Origin of the sequence: Candidatus Palauibacter australiensis, from assembly GCA_026705295.1 — a bacterium.
In the GTDB taxonomy this organism is placed as follows: domain Bacteria; phylum Gemmatimonadota; class Gemmatimonadetes; order Palauibacterales; family Palauibacteraceae; genus Palauibacter; species Palauibacter australiensis.
On sequence record JAPPBA010000166.1, the window covers coordinates 1 to 15947 of the forward strand.

At 70.5% G+C, this 15947-nt stretch carries 7 protein-coding genes; 4 read left to right on the plus strand and 3 right to left on the minus strand.

The genetic code is table 11. The features are described from left to right. Window positions 1-345 (minus strand): beta-ketoacyl synthase N-terminal-like domain-containing protein (locus OXN85_13770; protein MCY3601029.1); only part of this gene is annotated, 345 nt, incomplete at its 3' end. Between the two features lie 307 nt (window positions 346-652). Here OXN85_13770 and OXN85_13775 point away from each other — a divergent pair. Together OXN85_13775 and OXN85_13780 are read left to right on the plus strand one after the other, a co-directional pair. Beyond that, window positions 653-871, plus strand: coding sequence for an acyl carrier protein (locus OXN85_13775; protein MCY3601030.1), 219 nt, complete (start codon window positions 653-655; stop codon window positions 869-871). Between the two features lie 59 nt (window positions 872-930). Next, the gene (locus OXN85_13780) at window positions 931-1842 is read left to right on the plus strand and encodes an alpha/beta hydrolase (protein MCY3601031.1); all 912 of its coding nucleotides are present in this window, start codon (window positions 931-933) and stop codon (window positions 1840-1842) included. Between the two features lie 34 nt (window positions 1843-1876). Here OXN85_13780 and OXN85_13785 read toward each other — a convergent pair whose 3' ends face one another. Together OXN85_13785 and OXN85_13790 are read right to left on the minus strand one after the other, a co-directional pair. Beyond that, the gene (locus tag OXN85_13785) at window positions 1877-3640 is read right to left on the minus strand and encodes a hypothetical protein (GenBank protein MCY3601032.1); all 1764 of its coding nucleotides are present in this window, start codon (window positions 3638-3640) and stop codon (window positions 1877-1879) included. Next, window positions 3637-13938, minus strand: coding sequence for an SDR family NAD(P)-dependent oxidoreductase (locus tag OXN85_13790; protein MCY3601033.1), 10302 nt, complete (start codon window positions 13936-13938; stop codon window positions 3637-3639). Before OXN85_13790 ends, OXN85_13785 begins: the two co-directional genes overlap by 4 nt. 195 nt (window positions 13939-14133) lie before the next feature. Between OXN85_13790 and OXN85_13795 the strand changes: the two genes are divergently transcribed. Both OXN85_13795 and OXN85_13800 read left to right on the plus strand, forming a co-directional pair. After that, the gene (locus tag OXN85_13795; protein MCY3601034.1) at window positions 14134-15045 is read left to right on the plus strand and encodes a creatininase family protein; all 912 of its coding nucleotides are present in this window, start codon (window positions 14134-14136) and stop codon (window positions 15043-15045) included. 141 nt (window positions 15046-15186) lie between these two features. Further along, the coding region (locus OXN85_13800; GenBank protein MCY3601035.1) for a lysylphosphatidylglycerol synthase domain-containing protein at window positions 15187-15947 on the plus strand (761 nt) is incomplete at its 3' end.

Genomic DNA, 15947 nt, shown 5'->3' on the forward strand with positions numbered 1-15947 from the left:
CTGCGCCTCGATCGGGGAGATGCGGAAGAACTCCGCGTCGAACAGGTCGAGGTCTTCGACGTACGCCCCGAAACGGATGGCCTCGTTCCTGGCGGCGTAGTGGGGGAACTGCCGCCCCGTGCGCCCGATGACGGCGCCGGGCGGACCCTCCACCACCGCGTTCTCTCCGGCCACGAGCTGTCTCCAGAAGCCGGAGAGGTCCTTGCTGCCCGGGAAGCGGCAGGCCATGCCGATGATTGCGACGGGTTCATGCGGGGTCGGCGAGGTCCCCTGGCGCCGGTCAATTCGCTGATGGGGACCCGAGTGCGTGCTATTTGACAGTTTCGATCTCCAGATGCTCTTCATGGGCAAAGGATTCGAGCTGAATCAGGCGAGCTTGAAGCGTTCGGACTCTCAAGGTCCAGACTGCCGTCCCCGATCATCCGACAACGGCCGTGATGGGGCGTTGAGGGCAAAGCTACTGCAGTGTCGTCGCCCGCGGCACCTTCCCGGTCTCCAGCGTTGCGAAGCCCACCCGAAGCGGCGACTTGACGCCTCGCGATGAATTCCGAAGTATCCCCATATTGTGGGGGGATATCTCACCGTTTAGGGGGATGCCCATGGTCGTCATTCAAACCCGTGCCCCACACGTCACTTGTGAAAGGACACACGCATGGCCGCCGAAGCTCGCCTTAGAGAACTGGTCGACGAGCATCTGGATCTGGGCCGCGAACCGCAGTGGGATGGCGGGCTCGCCGACTCGGGCGTCTCGTCCCTCGCCGCCGTCGCTTTCAAGAAAGTCGTCGAGCAGGAGTTCGGCGTCACGGTCCCCCCCGAGTGCTTTGACACGCTGCGCAAGCTGGCCGCATACATCGACTCCCAAACCGGCTGAACGCACCTCACCGCCCTTGACCGCGCCCCCCGGCCTACCCATCCGGGGGGCGACGTGACATGACTGCCGGCGCCATCTGGCGGATACCGGAACCGCTTTCCGTAGACGATATCCGGCACGACGACGGCAGCGTCACCAGGGTGCGGCGACATGGGAACCCCCACGGCCGCCGTCTGCTCGTGGGCCACGGCAATGGCCTCGCGGTCGACCTGTATTACCCGCTCTGGTCGCAGTTCCTGGACGACTTCGATGTGTTCGTCTACGATCTGAGGAACCACGGGTGGAACGCCATCGGCCCGCGCGACGAGCACAACGTCCCCAACATGATCCGGGACCAGGAACAGGTCGTCGAGGCTGTAGCCACCCGTCACGGGCCGGCGCCCACAATCGGCGTCTTCCACTCCCTTTCGGCGCTGACGGCGCTTCTCTCGGATTCGCTCGGAACCGGACGGACGGGCGATCTCGCCGCCTGGATCCTCTTCGATCCTCCTCTCTTCAAGCCGAGGATGGGTGAGGCGGAATTCGACAAGTCGGCCGACCGGTCGGCGGAACTTGCACGGCGTCGCACGGACAGGTTCCCGACGCAGGCCGAGTTCTCGGAACTCCTCCACCACCTCGTGCTGACGCGGGCCGTGCCGGGGGCTGCGGAGCTGATGGCCCGCACCGTGCTTCGCGAATCCGCGGACGGGGGGGTCGAGCTTCGGTGTCCGCGCGAATACGAGGCGCAGATCTTCGCGTACGCGCGTACGTACGCTTTCCTCGTGGACCTCGGGAGTCTTCCGTGTCCGACCAAGGTCATTGGGTCGGACCCCACGCTCACGTTCTCATACATGCCGTCGTTCAACCTCAGCCACATCAACACCGTCGACTACGATTTCATACCGAACTCCACGCACTTCCTCCAGGTGGAGCACCCGGCGGAGTGCTTCGATCTGATGTGCGCATTTCTCGAGGGCCACGGCCTGCTGTAGACCCACGGCCGGCGGTCCGCCCCGCAGGCGGTCGCTATGCGGCCGGGCCGCGTGTGCCGGAGACGGCGACCCGCACGGTGACGATGTCGGTGTCGTGGTACTGCCGATGGCGAACCGACGAGGCGAGGTGTCGCAGGAGGCGCAGCGACACTTCGCTGTCAGCGGAGGTTCCCTCGACCCCTCCGCTGAGCAGTGCGAGGCGATTCTGGAGGTTCCCTTCCCGCGGCGCGACCACGAATTCGAGCGCCACCTCACCTTTGTCGCGCCGAGCGGACATGACGAGTCGGCGCCGGGAACGGCCGTCTCCGGACTCCGGCCCCGTAAGCGAGAGGAGCGCTTCCTCGGCGGCGGCGTCCAGGCGATCCGCGATTCCCTCGTCCAGACCGGCCTTCGCGGCGAAGGTCCCGAGAAATGCCCGGATATGCGGCAGCGCCGACGGACCGAACTCCGTTTCGATGCGGGCGGGGCGGGGCTCGGTCAGACGCAGAAAGAAGGTCAGCGCGATGGCGGTGAAACCGCCGGCGTTCATCCCGTTGGCCAGCAAACCGCCGGCGAACGAGGACACCTGCTCGGGGAGGATGAGCCCGAACTGGCAGCTGACGCCGGTGAGGAAGGCGAGACCGACGACGATGCCGTTGCGAACATCGAGTCCACCCTGCAGCACGATCTTGAGGCCGATCGCGAACAACATCGCGAGAAGGACGGCCAGGTATCCGGCGAACACCGGATCCGGGATCGCGAGCACGATCGCGAAGGCCTTGGGCAGGAAGGCGAAGGCGATGAAGGCCGCGCCGGCTGCAAGCCCCACGCCGCGCGCCGCCACGCCGGTCAGCTGCGTGAGCGACACGCTGGTCGTGGTCGCGCTGCCCGGCACCGTGCCGGCGCACCCCGCCAGCAGGTTGGCCACCCCGTCCGTGGCCAGCGCGCCCTGCACGGCCCGGAAGTCGGTCGCACGACTGGCGCGCCGCCACGACACCCGCTGGACCGCGACGGCGCTGCTCATCGTCCGGATGGCCGCGATCAGGGCCACGAGCAGAAACGAGGGCAGGAGAGTCCAGAAGGCGGGCCCGAATTCGAGGTCGAAGCCCGGCGGGCGCGGGCTTGGCAGCGCGACCCACGTCGCGGCGGCTATGCGTTCCACATCGTACAGACCGTAAGAGGCGGCGATCGCGGTCCCGACAATCACGCCGATCACCGGGGCCCACAGGCGGAGCGCCCCCGCCCCTCGCAGAGCGAGGCACCCGATCAGGACAAGCGTGACAAGGAAACTGAGCGGGGCGCCCGGGAGCGCACCGCCATCGGGCCCAGTGGCGAGGAGCCCCGACACGAAAGGCAACACCGTTACCGGAATCAGCATGATCACCGTGCCGGAGACGGATGAGGTCAGGATCCGCTGGAAGAGCGACAGCCGCCAGGAGAGCAGGAGCGGGATGAACGCGGCGACCACCACCAGCGTCGCCAGCAGGGCCGGGCCACCCACGGTGAGCGCCATGATGCTCGCCGGGATGAAAGCGCCGGATGTCCCCATCAGGATGACATGTCCGGCGCCGAGGCGCCCCGTCCGAATCGCCTGCAGCATCGTCGCCAGACCGCACACCGTGACGGACGCCAGCACCGCCCACGAAAGATACTCCTCGCTGACGCCCGCGGCCCGCATCACGACGAGCGGGATCAGCACGATCGCCGCGATGTTCAGCACCGCAAGCTGAAGCCCCACGCCGAGCGCCAGAGGCGTCGGGGGCGTCTCGTCGGGCTGGTAGCGGACGCCGGCCCGACCGTCCGCCGCGGTGGCGTTCAAGCTCTCGTCTCGATCCAGTGGCGTCGGCGCTGGAACGGATAGCCCGGCAGCGCGATCCGACGCCTCGTCTCACCCGCGAACAGCCCGGAGAAGGAGATGGGAAGCCCGGCCTCGTACGCCGCCCCCAGCGCGGCCGCGAACGGCTGCCCGGCAGGCTCCTCCGCGTGCGGCCAGTCGGGAAGCGCCGTCGGACCCGCGGACGAAGCCATCCCGACGTCCACCACGAGGTCTACGCCCAGGTCCGCCAGTGCCCGGGAGGTACGGCCCGGATCCTCCCGCGCACGCGCCTGCTCGCGCCAGTAGGCTCCGTCCGGCAGCCCGGCGGGGTCCATCCTGCGGCCCGTCACCTGGCTGACGAGCGCCACGCAAGGCGGGGAAAGCTCCATCCCCAGAGCCGCGGTTTCCAGGTCGTCGAGCGGATCGGGCGCGGATTCGCCCGCTTCGCCGTCGGGCACGGCGGCGGCCAGCCGCTGTTTCGGTCTGGCCATGGCGGCGCCTCTCGCCGCGGCGAGCCGCAGCCCATCGGCCAGGCTGAACACTCCGGCCGCCCAGGCCGCCGCCAGCTCGCCGACGCCATGGCCCGCCACCGCGCCGGGGCGGACGCCCACGCTCGCCCAGAGGGCCGTGAGCGCGCAGCCGAGGGCGTACGCGACCGGCTGCGCCCACTCGGGATCCCGCAGCGTTCCCTGCGCCCCGTCGCGACGGAACATCACGTCGAGGAGCGATGCCCCGTCCCGTGCTTCCATCAGCACCGCGTCGCAGCGATCCAGGACGGCGCGGACGACCGGCTCCCGGTCGTACAGATCTTCACCCGGTCCGTCCGAGGCGCTCTCTTCTCCGGCGAAGACGAAGGCCACCTTCGGCGCGGTTCCCGGCCCGGCGGCGCGGCGCCAGTCGTCGTCGACCGCCCGCTCGGCCAGCACGCCAAGTTCATCGCGAAGCGACTTCATGTCCCGGAACGGGAGGCCGGCACGGTGGGCGAGCTGAGTCCGGCCGATACCCGCCGTCCACGCCATGTCCGCGAGCATCGAGTCTCCGGCGCCACCCTCCTCCGGCGTTTCTCCACCGTGTCCCTCCAGCCACGCGAGGTACAACCGCGCCATCTCCCGCAACGCTCGGGGCGACTTCGCCGAGAGAGGCAGGAGGCGGGTCTCCCGGGGAACGACGTCGGAGGCGGCAAGCCGCGACGGCGCCTCCGACTCGGGCAGGGCGACCGGAACGGTGACCGCCGGGCCGGTTGGCATCCGCGCGCCATTCAGCAGAGAAGCGCGGTCGGGCCCGCCGTTCCCCTCGACGACGACGTGCGCGTTGGTCCCCGAAATCCCGAACGAACTCACCCCCGCCCGGGGCGGCCGGTCGCCGTTCGCTGGCCACGCCACGGCCTCGTCCGTGACCCGTACCGGGAGGTCCTCCCAGGCCAGGTGGGGGTTCGGGTTGTGGAAGTGCAGCTGCTTCGGGATCCGGCCCTCGTTCATGGCGAGGACCGCCTTGATCAGGCTCGCGATCCCGGCCGCGCACTCGAGATGGCCGATGTTCGTCTTCACCGAACCGATCAGGAGGGGCCGCTCCTCGTCGCGTCCCCGGCCGTAGACGGCCGCCGCCGCCTGCACCTCGATCGGGTCCCCGAGATCGGATCCCGCCCCGTGCGCCTCGAGGTAGTCCACCGACGCCGGCGGGACGCCCGCCTGCGCGAGCGCCTTCTCGATCACGCGTTCCTGGGCCGGCCCGTTCGGGACCGTGAGCCCCGCGCTCGTTCCGTTCTGGTTGACCGCGGATCCGCGAATCACACCCCAGATCCGGTCGCCGTCGGCCTTCGCATCGGCGAGCCGCTTGAGGACGACCATCCCGCAGCCCTCGCCCCGCACGAACCCGTCCGCCGCCGCATCGAAGGTGTGGCAGTATCCGCTCGCGGAGAGCATCTCGACCTCCTTCATGAAGGCCGTGGTCTCCGGCCACAGGATCGCGTTGACACCCCCGACGAGGGCCATTTCCACCTCTCCGTGCCGGACGGCTGCGGCGGCCTGGTGGACCGCCGCGAGCGAGGAAGCGCACGCCAGGTCGACCGGCACCGCGGGGCCGGTGAGACCGAGCGCGAAGGAGATCCGGCCCGCGGTCACGCTCATCGTCGTCCCCAGGTATCCGTGCCCGTGGCCCATGGCCGCGGCGAGATCCCGGTAGTCTCCCGTGGTGACGCCGGCGTAGACCCCCGTGTTCGTACCCTTCAACTGCGCCGAATCCAGGCCCGCATCCTCCAGCGCGTGCCACGTCGTCTCGAGCAGGAGACGCTGACGGGGGTCCATCATCCGCGCCTCGATCGGAGTGATCCCGAAGAAGCGCGCGTCGAACTTGTCGATGTCCTCGAGGAAGGCGCCGCGGCGGGAGTCGTGGTCTTCCGAGGCGGGATCCCCGGCCACGCCGTTCCACGGGCCCGGGTCCCGGCGCCCGTCCGTGACCGCATCCATCCCGGCGTCGAGTTGGCGCCAGAAGGCGGCGAGGTCCGGCGCGCCGGGGAAACGGCACGCCATGCCGACGATTGCCACGCCGTCATCCACGGCACCGTCCTCCGCGTCGCGCTCCGACGGCTGGACGCTGGCCTCCGGCGCGGGCTCGGGCGCCGGGGCCGGAGCGGCACCCCCTTCCCCGAGTTCCTCGGCCAGGTGCGCGGCGAGTTCGGCGATGTTCGGATAGTCGAACACCAGCGTGTTCGGCGCCGTGTACGTCCCGGAGAACGCCCGGTTGAGCCGGTTGCGCAACTCCACGGCCATCAGCGAGTCCATCCCGAGATCGAAGAAGCCCACGGTGGGGGCCGGAGCCGCCGACAGCCGCAGAACGGCCTGGACCTCCCCCTGCACGAAGGACACCAGGAGATCCTCGCGTTCCGCCGCCAGCGACCCCCGAAGCCGGGTGAGGACATCCTCGGAGGAGGCGTCGTCGCCCGCCCGGGCCTCGGACGCCGCGGAGAGCAGGTCTTCGAGCATGGGCGGAGGATCGTCGACGGCCTCCTCGAACACCTCCCAGTCCATCGACATGACGACCGACGTCGTGGCGTCCTGCCGCACGAGCCGGTCGAACGCCCGCATGCCCTGCTGCGGCGTGAACCAGCGGCCTCCGAGCGCCGACCGCTGCCGGTCGATCCGGTCGCGCTGTTCCGCCGCCTCGCCGATGTCCGACCAGGCGCCCCAGGCGATGGCCTGCCCCGGGAGGCCCAGCGCACGGCGGTGGCCGGCGAGCTGGTCCAGGAAGGCGTTGGCCGAGGCGTGGTTCGCCTGGCCGGGATTGCCCATGACGCCGACCCGGCTCGAGAAGAGCGTGAAGAAGTCCAGGTCGAGGTCCAACGTCGCGCGGTGCAGGTGCCAGGCGCCCAGGATCTTGGGCCACAGCACCCTCTCGAAACGCTCCCAGCTCTGGTTCGTGAGCGCCCCGTCCGACAGCACGCCGACGCTGTGGATCACGCCTCCGAGCGGAGGCAGATCGCGCTCGATGCGCTCCAGCATGCCGTCGATGGCCGCCTGGTCGGTCATGTCGGCCAGTTCGACCTCGACCGTCGCGCCGCGCTGCCGGAGCGCCTGGATGGCTTCCTCGGCTTCGGGGTCGGGGTTCCGCCGCCCGTTCAGGACGATCGCCCCCGCGCCCCGCTCGGCGAGCCAGTTGGCCACGGCGATCCCGATCCCGCCCAGACCCCCCGTCACGAGATAGCTCCGGTCTCCGCGCAGCCCGCCCCGCACGAGCGGAGGCGTCGTCACGACGATCTTCCCGAGGTGGCGGGCCGAGCGCATGAACGAGAGCGCGGCGCCCGCTTCGGCCAGCGGCCACCGGCTGTGGATGATGGGCTCGAGTTCTCCGGCCGAGACGCGGGCCATCAGACCGCGCAGGATCCGCCCCGCCCATGCGGGGTCCGTCTTCTTGACCACGTCCAGTTCGAGGATCCAGTAGCCCGCGTCCGGACGCACGGCCGCCATCTCCTCCTCGGTGAGAATGTCGCGGCGGGCCATCTCGACGAAGCGGCCGCCCTTCCGCAGGCAGGCGAGGCTCGCGTCGATGAAGCCCTCGCTCGTGAGGCTGTTCAGCACCACGTCCACGCCCTCGCCGTCCGTCGCCTCGAGGATCTCATCCCCGAAGTCGGTCGTGCGGCTGTCGAACACGTGCTCGACGCCCAGCGAGCGCAGGTACGCCTGTTTCGGTGCGCTGGCCGTGGCGAAGACCTCCGCCCCGGCCGCCTGCACGAGCTGGATGGCGGCCAGCCCGACGCCGCCCGCGCCGGCGTGCACGAGCACCCGTTCGCCCGCTTCCAGCGCGGACAGCTCGAAGGACAGCGCCGCCGACACGAACGCGCTCGGCACCGTCGCCAGGCCGCTGACGGAGAAGCCTTCCGGCGCGGGAGCGACGAGTTCCTCGTGCGTGATCATCTGCGGCGCGAAGGCGCCGAACCCCAGCCCGACGATGTGATCGCCGGCCGCGACCGATGACACGTCGGAGCCCGTCTCGAGGATGCGGCCGCTCATCTCCCGGCCCAGCAGACCCTCCTCGATGAAGCCGAGCGACCGGAACACGTCCCAGAAGTTCAGGCCGGAGGCCTCGACCGCGACGCGAACTTCATGCGGTTCGAGCGGCCGCGCCGGCAGGGGCTGCACGTGCGGCCGGTCGAACACTCCCCCCGGGTCGGGCGCCAGCACCCATTCCGTCTCCTCCGGGAACTCGAGGCGCCCGGCGCCGGAGTCCATGCGCACGAGGCGCGTCACCCGGCGGCTTCCGCGGCGGTACGCGATGTGGTTCTCGGGATCCGGGTAGAGGAGTTCGTTCACGAGATCCGGTTCCGGCGCCATCGAGCCGGGGTCGAGATCGAGCATCCGCGCCTGCAGGTGCCCCGCTTCCCGGGCCACGCCTTTGCCGAACCCCCACACGGCGGCGCCGGCGAGTTCCCCGCCCCGCTCGCGCTCGAGGATCTGGGCCCCGCGGGTGATGAACCACACGCCCTTCCCGGGGGTCAGATCCGAATCGCCCACGCCCTGCACGAGCGCGAGCGCGCTCGCCACCGCGCCCTCGACGTCGGCCGCCAGTTCATCGGTGGTGGCGCGCTCCCCGTGGCCATCCAGCGCCGCGAGGTGCACGGCGCCGTGGAACGGCACCTCCTCCGGCAGGCTCTCGATCAGCGACCGCCACGCCTCGCGGTCGCTGGTGCCCTTCCCGTCCGCGAGGACGACCGTCTGGTTCCGCGACCTCATCTCGGCGGCCAGCCTCTCCGCCACGCCGCCCTCGTCCGCCGCGAAAACCCACGCGCCCGCGGGCTCCATCACCTTCGCCGGGCCCTGCGCGACGATCACGCCCTTGTCGAGCTGCATGTCGGGATCGGACTCGTCCACGCCGAGAACTTCCACAGCCTCGAACCCCGCGTCGCCGAGGGCCTGCCGCCACACGCCGGGGTCGGCCAGCGCGTGGTGCGGACGGTAGTCGTCGGCGAAGCGCCACCAGCCGTCGAGCTGCCCGAACGTGAGGTCCATCCAACCCAGGCCGGTGAGGTTCTCGAGCGCGACCAGCTGCCCGGACGGCGCCATGAGGTCCCGGCAGTGTCCGAGCGTCTCCGCCAGGTACCGCGTCGCGTGCAGCACGTTCGAGGCGATCATGAGGTCGTAGCCGTGGGCGTCGAAGCCCTGGGGGATGGGGTCCTTCTCGATGTCCAGGGGACGGTATTCGATGCTCCCGCCGCCGTCGCCGAAGCGTGCCTCGGCCTCCGCGAAGAAACCGGCCGAGATGTCGGTGTACACGTAGTCGAACCGCCCCTCCGGAAGCTCGGGCAGAACCGACGCGGTCGCCGACCCCGTCCCCGCCCCGACCTCGATCACCCGCAGCCGCCGGCCGTCCGGGAGCGCGGCCACCAGCGCCCGCACCGCCTCCGCCAGCATCTCGTTCGCGGCGCGCGCGACGGGCGCCTTCAGGTACAGGTCCGCCGCCGTCGGCTCCCCGCTGCTGAACAGGAGCGTGAGCGGGTCCTCCCGGCCCCGGAGCACGTCGGCCAGCGCCATGCCGGAGCGCCGGAAGAGGCCGACTTCCGTGAGACCGTGCGAATAGCGGCCGGCCATCCCGGTCGCGAACTTGTCCAGATCCCGCGGCAGCTGCTCCGGCAGCGGAGCGCCCGGCCCCACGAGGATGCGGAAGCCGTCGGCCGTCTCCTCCGCCACGCCGGACCAGGCGAGCATCTCGAACATGCGGCGGAAGAGGCGCCCGTGTTCCGGGAGGACGTCCAGCTCCTGCCGGAGTTGCTCCGGATCCACCGTATCCCCCGCGGTTCTCCGCCAGCCCAGATCTTCGAGGGTCGCCAGGGCGCGCGCGTGCGACCAGCGCTCGAGGTCCGCCAAGAGGGCGTTGCGGTCGTCCGGGTCGACGCCCGCGTCCGTCAGGTAGCCGGCGAACAACTGCGCTCCCCCCGCGACGGCGGAGGGGCTCGGGAAGAAGTCCGCGGGAACGATACCCAACGGGAGTGCGCGCTCGCGCCACACGACCTCGTACAGCAGGTCCTTGATCCCCTCGACCGCCGAGAGCAGCGCCTGCCGCGTGGCCCGCTTCACCGTGTAGCCGCTCAGGCGGCCGAGCGGCGCGCCGTCCGGATCGTAGATGCGCAGTTCGCCGCTCAGAACCTCCGCGGGCTCGCCCCCCTCGCCTTGCGCTTCGCGCGAGGCGTCGCTCAGGCGCACGTGGCACACGACGCGATCGGGCAGCGGCCCGGCCAGCCACAGCCTCTCCCAGCCGAACGGGAGGTACGTCGCGCCGCCCTCCGTTCCCGACACGTTGCGGGCCACGCCCACGGCCTGGAAGCAGCCGTCCAGCACGAGCGGATGCACGTCCAGCCCGTGTCCGGCCAACGCTTCCGGCAGCGACACCTCGGCCACCGCCTCTCCCGGGCCGGACCAGGCCCTCGCCAGCGTGCGGAAGGACGGGCCGAGATCGACCCCCGTACTCGCGCGGTGGCGGTAGTAGTCCGCCGGATCCACGGGCGAGAGATCGGCCCTCAGACTCTCGAGGTCGACGGGACCGCCGCCGTCGTCGGGACCGGGCACGCCGGCCGCCAGGCGACCTTCCACGTGGACCGTCCAAACGCCCTCGCTCCCCCGGCTGAAGATCTGGACGCCGCGCGGCGCCGCCGGGTCCGGAGCATCGAGCACGACCTGCAGCGTCCGCCCCGCCGCATCCACTTCGTCTCCTTCCTCATCGAAGACGAGCGGATTGTGCAACTGCATCTCTTCCACCACGACCGACCCGCCCTCCTCGAGGAGGGACGCCGCGATCGTCATGGCGCCGTACAGCGCGCCGGGCGCCACGACGCGTCCGAACACGCGATGGTCGTCCATCCAGGACGGATCCGCGGGGAATACGTCCGTCTCGAAGGCGATCTCGCCGCGGGCCGACTCGTGGCGGGCGCCCAGCAGCGGGTGGCCCGCGCTACCGCGACGGCGTTTCGGCGGCGCGAGCCAGTGGCGGACGCGCTGGAACGGGTAGCTGGGGAGCGAGATCCGTCTCCGCGTCTCCCCGGCGAAGAGCCCGGCGAAGCGAATCGGGAGGCCCGCTTCGTACGCCGCGCCGACCGCCTCCACGAACCCGCCCGCGTCTTGCGTATCGGGTGCATCGGCCGGTGGCGCGGTGAGGCTGGACAGGACCGCCGGAGCCGGCGCCTGTGACGGCTCCGGCCAGGCGGAGGCGGCCATCGGGGCCAGCAGCGATCGGGGACCGATCTCGAGCACCAGGTCGACGCCGAGGTCCGCCAGCGTCCGGACGCCCTGGGCGAAGGCCACCGGCTCGCGCGCGTGCCGCCGCCAGTAGGCCCCGTCCAGTGTCTGCCCGGCTTCCACCGCCCGGCCCGTGAGGTTGCTGACGACGGTGAGGGACGGAGCTTCGATCGCGGCCCCGTCGAGCGAGGCCGCGAGTTCGTCCAGGATGGGATCGACGAGGGCGCTGTGGAACGCCCGCTTCGTGTTCAGACGACGGACCCGGACGCCCTCTTCCTCGAATCGCTTCGAGATGGCCTCGATGTCCGCCACCGGCCCGCTCACGACCTGGTGGCTGCCGTTGTAGCCCGAGATACTCAGTCCGACGCCGGACGCCGCCGCGTTCACCGCCTCGACCGCCGACGCCACCTGCTCCGGGGCCGCGAACACCGCCGCCATGCCGCCTTCGTCCATGCGCGACATCAGCGCCCCGCGCGCCGCGGCGAAACGCATCCCGTCCTCAAGCGAGAACACGCCCGCCGCCTGCGACGCCGCGAGTTCGCCGATGCTGTGCCCGATGACCACGTGGGGACGGACGCCGAGACTCTCCCACAGCGCCGTCAGCGCACACTCCAGCGCGTAGAGCGCCGGCTGCTCCCACGCCGTGTCCCCCAAATCACCGGTCCCACCGGGTCGGCCGAACATCACGTCGAGCAGCGACACGCCTCTCTCCTCGACAAAGACCGCCTCGCAGCGGTCCAGCACGGCCCGCGCCACGGGCTCGCTCTCGTAGAGCGCCGCTCCCATGCCGGCCCACTGGCTCCCCTGCCCCGTGTAGGCGAAGGCCACCCGGGCCGGCGCTCCCGCCGACGCGCCCCCATCCGGCGCGGCCAGGGCGAGAAGTCGCTCCCGCAGCGATGCCGCGTCGCGGAAGACGACGCCCGCGCGGTGGTCGAAGTGGCTCCGTCCCACACCCGCCGTCCACGCCATATCGGAGAGGAGAGGGCCCGAGGCGAGGTCCCCGAACGAAGGTTCTGCGGCGTGCTCGTCCAGCCAGGATACGTACCGTTCGGCGAGGTCGCGGAGCGCCCCCTCCGACTTGCCCGACAGCGGAAGCAGGCGCGACGCGCGCGGGCCGACGCCCTCCGGAACCGGCACGTCCGCGACCGTCGCCGACATGGAAACGGCCACGGGCAGTCCGGCGCCCGCGACCCAGCCCCCATCGGCCCGGACCTCGTCCAGGGCCTCGTCCGGAGCATCGCCCACTGCCGGGTCCGGGACGCGGTATTCCTCCATCACGAGATGGGCGTTCGTCCCCGAAATACCGAACGAGTTGACCCCCGCGCGTCGGGGCCCTTCCGTGCCGCTCGGCCACTCCATCATCGACGAGGTCACGCGCAGCGGGAGACGATCCCAGTCGAGACTCGGGTTGGGATCGTGGAAATGGAGGTGCTTCGGGATCACGCCGCGGTGCAGGACCAGCGCCGCCTTGATCACGCCCGCCACGCCCGCCGCCGATTCCAGGTGCCCGATGTTCGTCTTCACCGAGCCCATGAGAAGGGGGTTGTCGGCGTTCCGGCCCTTCCCGTAGACCGCGACCACCGCGTTGGCCTCGATCGGGTCGCCCACCGTGGTGCCCGTCCCGTGGGCCTCCAGGTAATCGACCTCGAGGGGAGAGACGCCCGCATCCGCCAGCGCCGTCTCCATCACCTCTTCCAGCGCCGGTGTGTGCGGCACCGTGAGCCCCGTGCTCGCCCCGCCGTGGTTCACCGCCGAGCCGCGAATCACGGCCCAGATCCGGTCGCCGTCCGCCGCCGCCTCGCTCAGCCGCTTGAGGACGACGACCCCGCAGCCTTCGCCCCGCACGTATCCGTTCGCCGACGCGTCGAAGGTTTTGCACTGCCCATCCGGCGACAGCATCATCGCGTCCGCGCGGAGTTCGTAGATGCGGCCGTTGAGGATCGCCTGCACGCCACCCGCGATGGCCAGATCCGCCCTGCCCTGCTGCAGGTCCGCCACCGCGTCGTGCACCGAGACCATGGAGGAGGCGCACGCGGCGTCTACCGCCTTCGCCGGCCCGCGGAGCCCGAGCACGAAGGAGACCCGGCCGCTCGTGCCGTTCAGGTTCGTGCCGCTGAGCGCGTAGAGACAGCTGGCCGCCTCGGCGGGCTTGCTCGAGTCCACGACGAGCATCCGGTACTCGTCGTTGCTGATCCCCGTGTAGACGCCCGTAAGCGTCTCCCTCAGCCCGTCTGGATCGATCCCCGCGTCCTCGAGCGCCTCCCAGGTCGTCTCCAGCATCATGCGCTGCTGCGGGTCCAGCAGTTCCGCCTCGACCGGCGAGATCCTGAAGAACGCGTCGTCGAACAGGTCGATGTCGTCCACGAAGGCGCCGAATCGGCAGCCATCGCTCAGGACCGCGTTGTCCCCGAAGATCTGGCCCCAGCGCCCCACGCCGGACCCCGGGACCCCTTCCTGGACGGAGTTTCCGCCCTCCTCGAGCAGGCGCCAGAAGGCGGGAATGCCCGACGCGCCGGGGAAACGGCACGCCATCCCGATGATCGCGACCGGCTCGGCTCGCCGCCCGTTTCGATCTGCCATGGTTGTGGTCCCCTTGCCGGTCGGCTTCCCCGCACCGGACATTTGTTCGCCGCAGCGTCACCCGAAAGCAGCGTCACCCGAAAGCAGCGTCACCCGGAATATGACGTGAAATACCACGCGGTTGTAGTCCGGCCAAACCGGTCCGGCTCCGTCCCGGCCGCTTCCGGCCCGGCACGAGGAAACAGGAGGAGAACCATGTCGCACGCCCGTTCGAGGCTGACCGTCCTGATCGCCCTGCTGGCGATCCCCCTCGCGGTCCCGGCCGGAGCCACGGCGCAGAACCAGGAGATGACGCCGGAGGAGCGCGCCCGTCTCATGGCGGAATACGAGGCCCGGATCGACGCCGAACTCGTCTCGGAACGCCCGATCGAGATGTTCGACTCGATCTGGATCGAGGAACTCACGTGGATGGAAGTCCGCGATATGATGGCCGATGGCTACAACATCGCGATCATCTCCACGGGCGGGATCGAGCAGAACGGGCCGTACGTCGCGACGGGCAAGCACAACTACGTGTTGCAGGGGACGTGCGAGACCATCGCCCGGGAGCTGGGCAAGGCGCTCTGCGCGCCGATCGTGAAGCTCGTTCCCGAAGGGGACATCGACGAACCCTCCGGCCACATGCGCTACCCCGGCACGATCTCGCTCCGCCAGGAGACCTTCGAGGCGGTGCTCGACGACGTCGCGTCGAGCCTGAGGGCACACGGCTTCGAGCACATCGTCTTCATCGGCGACAGCGGCGGCAACGTGCAGGGGATGGCCAACGTCGCGGCGCGCCTCAACGAGCGCTGGGACGACGCCCACGCCCATCACATCCCCGAGTACTACCGATACGGAGGCGGGGACTTCCTCGAATCCGAGCTGGGAATCGTGGAGACGGAGAACGACGGCATTCACGACAGCTTCGGCATCACGAGTCTGATGATGACGGTCGACCCCACCGTGGTCCGCTACGACCAGCGCGTGAAGGCGGGGCTCGCGAAGATCAACGGCGTCCCGATCGCCCCCAGGGAGAAGACGATCGAGGTCGGCCTCAGGCTCCAGGCCTACCGGACCGCGCTCACCGTCGAGAAGATCCGCGAGGCCATCGCCGGCGCCGGCATGTAGGCATGCAGCGCACACCGCCCGCTCGGCTCACGGTCGCGCGGGCTCCCTGAATCTCACCGCCCGTCGCGAGGCGTAGTAGTCCCTTCGGAACTCCCGCCGATAGGTTGTGCGCGCGATTACTCCGGCCCCAGGAAAGGACGAGTGGCGAGTCCCCAACCGAGTTCCCCCATTCCCGCGCGAAGCAAGCTCATCGTCGGCGCGCTCGCGTTCGGCGGGCTCACCGCGCTGGGACTCGTGGCGCTCGTCCGGTGGCGCCCTCCCTCGGAACTCGACAGCATCCTCGCCCGCATCACCCCGGAATTCGCAGTCGCCCTGCTGGCCCTGCTCGCGCTGGATTTTACGCTGGGCGGCGTCCGATACCGCCTGCTGCTCGACGGCCGCGTCTTCTCGCACGTCTCGCTCTGGCACTGCATGCGGGCGAACTGGGCGAACATGCTGCTGGGCGCGATCACGCCGGCGCAGACGGGCGGCGGCGCGGCGCAACTCTACGTGCTATGCCGGCGTGGAGCGCGCCTGTCCGAGGCGATTCTCTGCTCACTGCTGACGTTCGTCGCCACGCTGCTCTTTTTCTCGCTCGGCGGCCTCGCCGCGCTGGCTTTCCTGCCCGGCGAGGCCGTGTCGCGCGGCGTGCTGATCGCGCTTGTCGTCGCGGTGGCGGTCATTGCGATGCTGGCCGGGCTGCTGATTTCGGCCGTCGCGGCCCAGCAGCGAACCGTTCGGCTGCTCCGACGCTCGCTCAACGCGGTTTCAAGGCGGGGGACGCGGGTCCGGCGCTGGGCGGCGGCGGGGCGACGGCTGCTGAGCCGTGAGATCGAACGGCTGACCTCCGGAGTCCGGGCCGTCGCGTCGCGCGGCAAGGTGACGCTCGTATGGGTGTGCCTCGCGACCGCTGTCCTCTACCT

Excerpts from the sequence above, each read along its gene's own strand:
- OXN85_13775 (MCY3601030.1), top strand. The coding sequence starts at position 653 with ATGGCCGCCGAAGCTCGCCTTAGAGAACTGGTCGACGAGCATCTGGAT.
- OXN85_13780 (MCY3601031.1), top strand. The coding sequence starts at position 931 with ATGACTGCCGGCGCCATCTGGCGGATACCGGAACCGCTTTCCGTAGAC.
- OXN85_13790 (MCY3601033.1), bottom strand. The coding sequence starts at position 13,938 with ATGGCAGATCGAAACGGGCGGCGAGCCGAGCCGGTCGCGATCATCGGG.
- OXN85_13795 (MCY3601034.1), top strand. The coding sequence starts at position 14,134 with ATGTCGCACGCCCGTTCGAGGCTGACCGTCCTGATCGCCCTGCTGGCG.